8 protein-coding genes and 1 pseudogene are annotated in these 7,312 nt (G+C 69.7%); 4 read left to right on the top strand and 5 right to left on the bottom strand.

Features of this window, described 5'->3' with window-relative positions:
- Nucleotides 1-174 (top strand): annotated as a pseudogene (locus ACN469_RS23690) (SGNH/GDSL hydrolase family protein); the annotation flags it as partial.
- A gap of 6 nt (nt 175-180) precedes the next feature.
- Nucleotides 181-354 (top strand): hypothetical protein, encoded by a 174-nt coding sequence (locus tag ACN469_RS23685; RefSeq protein ID WP_498771018.1) that lies wholly within the window; start codon nt 181-183, stop codon nt 352-354.
- Nucleotides 355-431: 77 nt separating this feature from the next.
- On the opposite strand, the gene ACN469_RS23680 is transcribed toward ACN469_RS23685, so the two are convergent.
- The 4 genes from ACN469_RS23680 to ACN469_RS23665 form a co-directional block, all read right to left on the bottom strand.
- Nucleotides 432-1,604 (bottom strand): tetratricopeptide repeat protein, encoded by a 1,173-nt coding sequence (locus ACN469_RS23680; protein ID WP_498771017.1) that lies wholly within the window; start codon nt 1,602-1,604, stop codon nt 432-434.
- Between the two features lie 63 nt (nt 1,605-1,667).
- Nucleotides 1,668-2,597, bottom strand: coding sequence for a Circumsporozoite protein (locus ACN469_RS23675; RefSeq protein WP_498771016.1), 930 nt, complete (start codon nt 2,595-2,597; stop codon nt 1,668-1,670).
- 201 nt (nt 2,598-2,798) lie between these two features.
- A complete protein-coding gene (locus ACN469_RS23670) occupies nt 2,799-3,674 on the bottom strand; it encodes a GspE/PulE/PilB domain-containing protein (protein ID WP_498771015.1) in 876 nt (291 codons plus the stop codon).
- 73 nt (nt 3,675-3,747) lie between these two features.
- Nucleotides 3,748-4,116, bottom strand: a complete 369-nt coding sequence (locus tag ACN469_RS23665; RefSeq protein ID WP_498771014.1) for a Spx/MgsR family RNA polymerase-binding regulatory protein — start codon at nt 4,114-4,116, stop codon at nt 3,748-3,750.
- 67 nt (nt 4,117-4,183) lie between these two features.
- Between ACN469_RS23665 and ACN469_RS23660 the strand changes: the two genes are divergently transcribed.
- Nucleotides 4,184-5,449, top strand: a complete 1,266-nt coding sequence (locus ACN469_RS23660; protein ID WP_498771013.1) for a right-handed parallel beta-helix repeat-containing protein — start codon at nt 4,184-4,186, stop codon at nt 5,447-5,449.
- Nucleotides 5,450-5,538: 89 nt separating this feature from the next.
- Here ACN469_RS23660 and ACN469_RS23655 read toward each other — a convergent pair whose 3' ends face one another.
- Nucleotides 5,539-6,429, bottom strand: a complete 891-nt coding sequence (locus ACN469_RS23655) for a LysR family transcriptional regulator (RefSeq protein WP_498771012.1) — start codon at nt 6,427-6,429, stop codon at nt 5,539-5,541.
- Between the two features lie 130 nt (nt 6,430-6,559).
- On the opposite strand from ACN469_RS23655, the gene ACN469_RS23650 reads away from it, so the two are divergent.
- Complete coding sequence (locus ACN469_RS23650; RefSeq protein WP_498771011.1) at nt 6,560-7,312, top strand: outer membrane beta-barrel protein; 753 nt, start codon at nt 6,560-6,562, stop codon at nt 7,310-7,312.

The raw sequence follows: 7,312 nt of genomic DNA, 5'->3' as shown, positions 1-7,312 counted from the left end.
TACTTCACCGATGCGCGGGGAAATGCGCTGCTCCAGGCTCGCGTCGAGGGCTTCCGCAAGCCGATGAAGCTGCGCATGAGCGACGGAGTGCACTTCACCATCGCGGGCGGACGCTACTTCGCCAGCAAGGTGTACCCCGAGGTGCTCGGCGCGCTGGGGTTGCTCCAGGGTTAGTTCGAGGTGCTCGGCGCCCTGGGTCTGCTCCAGCGCTGGTTCGAGGTGCTCTGCGCGCTGGGGTTGCTCCAGCGCTGGTTCGAGGTGCTCGGCGCGCTGGAGTTGTTCCAGGGGCGGGCAACGGGCGTGCGCCGGTTGCCCGGGACACCAGGCCGGAGTGCTTCCATGCCCGCCCGGTGACAGCACGCTGGGATTGCTCCCGCGCGTGATGCGAGCCTGAGCGCCGCGATGTCCCGCGGCGCTCAGGGCGCGTTGTTTCACTGCGGGGTGAGCGCCGTGACGAGCCGGTCCGCCTGCTCGCGGATGTTCTTGTCCTGGCTTTCCTGTGCGCGCCGGGCGTGGGTGAGCGCCGTCGCCGCGTCGCTGTCCGCCAGGGCGAGCGCCAGGTTGAGGTGCAGGCCCGGGTCGTCCGGGTGCGACTTCAGCGCCTCGGAGAGGACCTTCCGAGCCGCGTGAGCACCACCGGGCTTGGACAGGTGCAGCACGGAGAGGTCATTGGCCGCGCCCACGTCACCGGGGGCGAACTTCAGCGTCTCCTCCAGCAGCTTCTTCGCCTCCGTGTCGTCGCCGAGCCTGCGCCGGACCTTCGCCAGCGCCACGCGCACCTGGGCATTGCCCGGGGCCTTCTCCAGCGCCTCGCGCAGGATGCGGTCCGCTTCCTCGTCCTTGCCCGCGACGAAGGCGGACAGGCCGTGCAGGTAGATGGCGTCCGCGCTGTCCGGCAGCTTCAGCCGCAGCTCGATGGCCGCGCGCATGGCCGCGTCGGGTGCGCCCGCGAAGAGGCACAGCGAGGCGAACTCGCGGAACAGCGACGCCTCGGTGGGCTTGCGCAGGATGGCCTGCCGCAGCGTCACCAGCGCCGGGCCAATCTGGCCCTGGAGCACCTGGACACGCGAGGCCAGCAGGAAGGGCAGGTGCTCGGTGCGAGTCGCCTCGGCGGCTTCCTGGTAGGCCTTCAGCGCCGCGTCCAGGTTGCCCGCCCCCTGGTGCGCCTTGCCCAGGTACGTGAGCGTCTGGGCATTGCCCGGCTGCATCGCCAGCGCATGCTCCAGCGGGCTGATGGCCCGCGCGTACTTCTCATGCGCGAGCAGGCCCCGGGCGTGGTTGAGGACCTCGAAGAAGCCCGCCGTGGGCTGCGTGGCGAGCGTCGCGAGCAGCTCCAGCGCGCTCGCATCGCCCTTCTCTGCGTTCAACCGCGCCAGATGGCTCAGCGCTTCGGGGTGGGTGGGATGGAGCGCGAGCAGTGGGTCCAGGAAGCCGCGCGCGCCGTCATCGTCGTGCTGCGCGAGGCGCAGTCGAGCGAGGCCGAGCAGCGCGCTCGCGTCCTGGGGGTCCTGTTCGAGCGCGCGCTGGAATTCACGGGCCGCCTCCTTGAGGAGGCCCTGCTTCATCAATCGCGCAGCGGAGGTAGCCAGCTTGGAGACGGCCATGGGGTCGCCGACTCTAGCCCAGCCCCGGGGGGCCAGGCATCGCCGGAATGCTCCGGTTCATCATTACAGGCCGAGGAAGTCGCCGACGCCTTCGATGATGTCCTTGCCCTTGTTCACCGCGCCGGAGAAGACGTCGCCGGCCGCGTCCACCACCGCGCCACCCGCGTTGATGGCGCCCTCGGCCACGTTCTCCAGAATCTCGCCGCCCGCCGCCGCCGCCGTCTCACCCACGGCCTTCAGCACGTTGCCCGCGTTGACCGAGCCCTCGATATCCACACCCAGGCCCAGGCCCGCGGTGGCCTCGACGCCCACGTCGAACTCCAGGTTGCCGTTGTTCAGGCCGATGTTGGCGTGCGCGTCGCCGCTCACACCCGCGCTGGCGCTGGCGGTGACGCTGGCGGAGGCCAGGGTGTCGCCCTCGTGCTTCAGCTCGATGGAGCCGGTGAGGCTCGCCTGGGCGCCCGCGAAGCCCGACGCGGAGGCGTTGATGGACAGGTTACCGTCCGTGCCCACGTGCAGGTCCAGGTTGATGTGGCCGTCGGCGCCAATCTTGCCCATGGCCTCCAGGTCCAGCTCCACCGAGTACTTCTCACCGGCGATCTCGAAGTCCACCGTCTTGGAGGCCCCGGCGCCCGCTTCCACCGCAGTGGCGTCGATGTCCACCGCGAGGTTCACGTCGATGCCGGACAGGCTCACGTCCGCGTCCACCCGGGCATCCGCCGTCAGGGACGGGCCCTGCGCGTACGCGTGGGTGTCGATGCCGCCAGGACCCTTGCCCTTCGCCTCGGCCCGCGCGCCACCCGCCTCGAAGCTGGACTCACCGCTCACCAGATTGCTGCGCGGCTTCTCCACGCCACCCTGCGCCTGCGTGTCCACGCGCGGGTTGCGCTGCTGGGTGCCGTTGCGCGGGGCCTGCTCGTCGCGCACGGGCGGGGGCGGCTCGCGACGGGGAGGGGGCGGAGGCGGGCGGTAGGCAATGCGCGGGGAGGACATGAAGGGCTCCAGCTGGATTTCCGCGACGCCCGAAGTGGCGCCATGTGCCTTCATTCTCTGAAGCCGCCGCTACGAGTTTCCTCGCATCCTTCATTTTTTGAGAATCAGGTGGAGGGGCGGCCCGGAGGTATGGCCCCCTCGCACGGACAGTGGGCTCCCAGGCCTGGTGCTGGGGCGCGGAAGACCCAGGTGAGCCTCGGCTCAGTGGGAGTGGTGGGAGCCAGGCTCGCCGGACAGTGACGAGGCGCCCCCGGAGCGCAGGCGTCGCACGGCGCGCAGCAGCAGCTGCTCGTCGCGGGGATTGGCGAGGAAGCCCCGGGCGCCGAGCTTGCGCGCCCGCTCGAAGCCCTCGTCGTCTGAGGTGCCGTGGACGATGAGGGAGCCCTCGATGTGGACCTCGCCGGCCAGGAGGCCCTCCATGGCCTGGATGGGGGCGAGCACCAGGTCTCCGGGGCCGGTGTGGAGGACGTCCAGGGGCGTGGCCACGCGGGCCTGGTGGCCATGGCGCGCGAGCTGCCGGGAGATGAGGACGGCCGTCACGGGGGGCCAGCCATAGAGCAGCAGGGGGCCGCCAGGGGACGGCGCGGGAGTCGCCGCGGGCTCGGCGGGCTCCTCGATGCCGTACAGCTCCGACAGGGCGCGGGTGATGGCGGTGTCGGAGGCGACGTGGGCCTCCACGCGCGGCTTGCCGGTGACGGCGCGCACGGCGTCGACAGCCTCCAGCGAGACGGGGGCGGGCAGGGCGATGTGGAGGACTTCGCGCTCGCCCTGCTCCAGGGGCACCATCTCCACGCGCAGGGGCACGGCGCGGTGCTGCCGAGCGATTCGCGAGGGGAGCAGGTCCGCCATGCCGGGGTCGGGCGGGGAGTGGTCCAGGTCCACGGCCTCCACGCCGAGCTGCGCCGCGAGGCCGCGCAGCACATCCGCTTCCGAGCACACGCCTTCACGCACCAGGGCGCGTCCAAGGGGGACGTGCGTCTCATGGTGGTGGACCAGTCCGACCCGGAGCTGGGCGCGATTGAGCACCCCCATCTCCAGGAGAATCTCCCCGAGCGGACGCCTGGCACTGGATTCCATACAAAGGAATCTTCACGTGCCCGCGCGCTTCGCGAGGCTCGAGCGCGCGTGGGCTCGCCCGCCCGCCCGGCCTTCAGCCTCCCGAGGGGAACACCCGCTCCCAGCTCTCCGGCTGGAAACCCACGAGGACGGCGGTGGGCGTGACGAGCACCGGCCGCTTGACGAGCTTCCCGTCGGCAGCGAGCCACGTGTGCAGCTCCGCGTCACTCGCCGCGTCCACCTTGGGCTTGCCGAGGGCGCGGTAGCTCTGTCCGCTGGTGTTGAGCCACTTCCGCACGGACACACCACTGCGGGGTATCCACTGCGCCAGCTCCGCGACAGTGGGAGGGCTGTCGACGATGGGGCGCACACGGTGGGGCACCCCTTGAGCCTCCAGCCACTTCAGCGCCTTCTTGCAGGTGGAACAGCCCGAATAGGAGAGGACGAGGACCTCGTTCGACATGGCGCGCGCTTCTACCAGCCCGGACGCGGTTTGCGAGCGGCCACGACGCCGTGCTAGCGCGCCGGGTATGGACACGTCCGCCTCCGAGTGTGCGAAGCGCTTTCTGATGACGGTGTTGATGCTGGGCGTGCTCGTCACCGCCTGCTCGTCGACGCCAGAGAAGCCTGGAGTCGTCCCCGAGGGTGACGGCGGCACACCGGACACGGGAGACGCGGGGCCCATCATCGAGGTGCCCGAGGACGGAGGCACTGTCATCACCGGCACGCTGTCCGGGACGTTGACGGAGGCGGGCTCGCCGTACCGCGTGCGCGGCGACGCGCAGGGCGTCGTCACCATCCCCAAGGGTCAGGTCCTCACGGTGCAGCCCGGCGTCATCCTCGACTTCCTGGGGCGCCCGGAGGTGTCGGAGGCCGACGTGGAGGAGGGCGCGGCCGACAGCGTGATGAACCACCACGACGGGCGCGTGGAGCTGCGCGTCTACGGCGGCATCCAGGTGCGCGGCACGGCGGAGAAGCCCGTGCTGCTCACCTCCACCAATCGCCACGGCTGGTGGGGGATGAACTTCTTCGGGGAGAACTCCGTGGGCGATGGAGACCCCGTCTTCGAGCACATGGTCTTCGAGAAGGTCCGCAAGAATGACTACAACGGCAACCGCGACAAGACGCGCGGCGCGCTGTGGGCCTACTACCCGGGGCCGGTGACGATTCGGGACTCGGTGTTCCGCGACAACGAGGTGTCGGCCAAGTGCGGCGCGTTGGACTTGATGTTCACCGTGAGTTCGCGCGTGGAGAACTCGCTGTTCCAGGGCAACCGCACGAGGGACATCGACCGCTTCGCGCAGGCGGGCACGTCGTCCATGGCGGGAGGCGGGGCCATGTGCGTGACGCACGGGCGTGACTCCGTGGTGCGAGGCAACACCTTCCGGAACAACGGCCTGGTGGCGTTCCGGGGCGCAACCAACAGCGCGCTCAAGCCGCGCCCCTTCCTCGCGTGGCCCAATGCCCAGAACATCTACGACCTGGGCGGCGGCGGCGTGCTGCACTACTTCCAGCCGAACAACGACCTGGTGGAGAACAACACCTTCGAGGACAACTTCGTGACCGATGGGCCTGCCGCCGCCATCTACCTGGAGGACGTGGGCACGCGGGCCGTCACGCTGCGAGGCAATCGCTTCCTGCGCAACCTCGCGGGAGCGGGTGGCGTGGTGGTGTGCAACCGGGGCAACGGCGCGGTGGAGCTGGTGGTGGCCACCGACAACGTCTTCACCGACAACAAGGTGAATGGGAGCCCGGCGCGGGACGTGACGGGAGACTGCACCACCGCGACGAAGTAGTCGCTGGAGCGCTCACGTCACCGTGGAGGCTCCGTCCCGGTGAGCATCTTCACCACGCGGCACGGTCCAGCCTCACACCCGCGCTCACGTCACTGCGGAGGCTCCGTCCCGGTGAGTGTCTTCACCACGCGGCGCGCGGCGCGACCCAGCCTCACGCCCGCGCGGTGGTGGAGCTTGGGGAGGAAGGCATGGGTGGAGCCGCTCGCGGGCTTCAGGAGCTTCAGCTCGCCCCGGCGCAGCTCGCGCGAGGCCAGGTGCTCCGGCAGCCACCCGTAGCCCAGGCCCTCCAGGATGGCCGCCTTCTTCGCCGCGAAGTCATTGAGGTGCACCGTGGAGCGCAGCTCCAAGGAGACGGTGCTCAGCTGGAGCCGGGGGTCCGAGCCTCGCACGGTGAGCAGCAAGTGCTCCGACAGCTCTTCTTCCTCGAGCGTCCCCCGTCGTCGCCGCGCCAGCGGATGGGAGCGATGCGCTACGAGGAGCGCCTTCAACTCCGGCAGGGCGTAGCTCCTCAGGCCCGGCAGCGAGGGCGGTAGCACCGACACCATCAGGTCCGCCTCGTCCCGTACGAAGGCCGCTTCCACTCCCGCCAGAAATTCCGACGACACATGGAAACGCGTGCCCGCACCCTCCGCCCTGAGCGCCTTCACCACGCGTAACAGCGGCTCGGCCGGAAAGACGCCGTCGAAGACGATGCGCAGCGTGGGCTCCCAGCCGGCGCGAATCTCCGCGCACGTCGCCTCCAGCTCCCGCTCCGCCGCGAGCAGCTTGCGACAGTGCTCCAGCACCCGCTCTCCCGCGGGCGTCAGCCGCGTGCGGTAGCCACGCCTGTCGAGCAGCTCCAGCTCTGTCTGTCCTTCCAGAGTGCGCAGGGTGTAGAGCACCGCCGTGTGCCCCTTTCCCAGTGCCTGGGCCGCGGAAGCGAAGGTGCCGTGGCGGGCGAGGGCGTCGAGGGCTCGGGCCTGCTCCAAGGTGACGTTCATCCCCCGCATTGTGCATACCCCTGACAGTCGGCGCTGACCCAGCGTCACATCCGCGAACATGACGCAGCGCGGCTTACTTGTGTGGTGCGTGCTGTTCTAGAGTCAACGCTCCATTTCTATGGAGGGGTTTATGACGGGTAGGCTGAGTTGGGCCCTGGCAGCGGCGGTCGCATTGGGTTCCGCGGGCGCGAGCGCTCAGGAAGTCGCGACGTACAGCGCGCCGACGGGACTGGAAGTCACGGTCGGCCTCGGGTTTCAGGCGGGAGCGGGTTACGTCTACAAGAACGGTAAGCGGCTGGACCAGTCCGTGGGTGATGTGAAGCTGAGCGACGCCGCCAACGGCGCGGTGCCCTTCCTGGTGGAGCTGGGCTACCGCGTGACGCCGAACTGGTTCGTCGGCGCCTACGGCAGCTACTCGTACATCCTCTCCAAGGAGAACCCGTACTCCTGCTTCGAGGGTTGGGAGTGCGCGGCCTCGCAGCTGCGGTTCGGTCCGCAGGTTCAGTATCACTTCTCTCCCACCGCCTCGTTCGACCCCTTCGTCGGCGTCGGCTTCGGCATGGTGATCCTCAACAACAAGAACTCCGGCCCCACGCAGATCCCCGGGCAGAACGGCCCCGTCACCGCGAACCTGGAGCTGAAGAGCCAGACGCGCGGTCCCGAGTTCGTGAACGTCACCGTCGGTGGCAAGTGGCGCCTGGGGCACTCGCTGTCCTTCGGCCCCTACCTCACCGGCACCTACGCGCGGTACACGACGCGCTCCGGCGACACCACGCTGAATATCCCCGGGTTGCCGGCCCCTGTGAAGACACCGCTGGGCTTCGCCGAGGATGGCCCGTACGGCCTCATCATGCTGGGCATCCGCGGTAGCTGGAACATCTGA

Origin of the sequence: Corallococcus terminator (assembly GCF_049194865.1) — a bacterium.
Classification (GTDB): Bacteria; Myxococcota; Myxococcia; order Myxococcales; family Myxococcaceae; genus Myxococcus; species Myxococcus terminator_A.
Note: the sequence above shows the minus strand (reverse complement) of the source record. Positions and strands in the feature narration are given on the sequence as shown.